Consider the following 669-nt stretch of genomic DNA (forward strand, 5'->3'; position numbering starts at 1 on the left):
GTATTGAAGGAGCATGAGGCTGGGGCGAAGACGGCTGACCTGGCTCGCAAGCATGGGATCTCCGAAGCGACGATCTACAATTGGAAGGCCAAATTCGGTGGCATGGACGTTTCCGAGGCGAAGCGGCTGAGGGCCTTGGAAGAGGAGAACGCGAAGCTGAAGAAGCTTCTGGCTGAGCAGATGCTCGACGCGGCCGCCCTTCGCGAGCTGCTTTCAAAAAAATGGTAGGGCCCGCCGCCAAGCGCGCTGCGGTCGCGCATCTGCAGGCCGTCATGAGCCTGTCGGAACGGCGGGCCTGCTCGATCGTGGGCGCGGATCGGAAGTTGATCCGTTATCGCTCCAGCCGCCCTGCGGACGGGGCTCTGCGCGGCCGGTTGCGCGATCTCGCCAACGAGCGGCGGCGGTTCGGCTACCGCCGGCTATTCGTCCTGCTGCGACGGGAGGGAGAGCCCTCGGGGATCAATCGGATCTACCGGCTTTATCGCGAGGAAGGGCTCACCGTCCGCAAGCGGCGGGCTCGCCGCAAAGCTGTGGGGACCCGTGCCCCGATCCTGATCGAGGCGAGGCCCAACGCGCGCTGGTCGCTGGACTTCGTCCACGACCAGTTCGCCAACGGCCGGCGCTTCCGCATTCTCAACATCGTCGACGACGTCACTAAGGAATGCCTGG

1 pseudogene is annotated in these 669 nt (G+C 64.9%); it reads left to right on the plus strand.

From position 1 onward, the window contains the following. A pseudogene (locus tag Q2941_RS51795) lies at window positions 1-669 on the plus strand (transposase); the annotation flags it as partial.

The sequence above is a fragment of the Bradyrhizobium sp. UFLA05-153 genome, assembly GCF_054185185.1.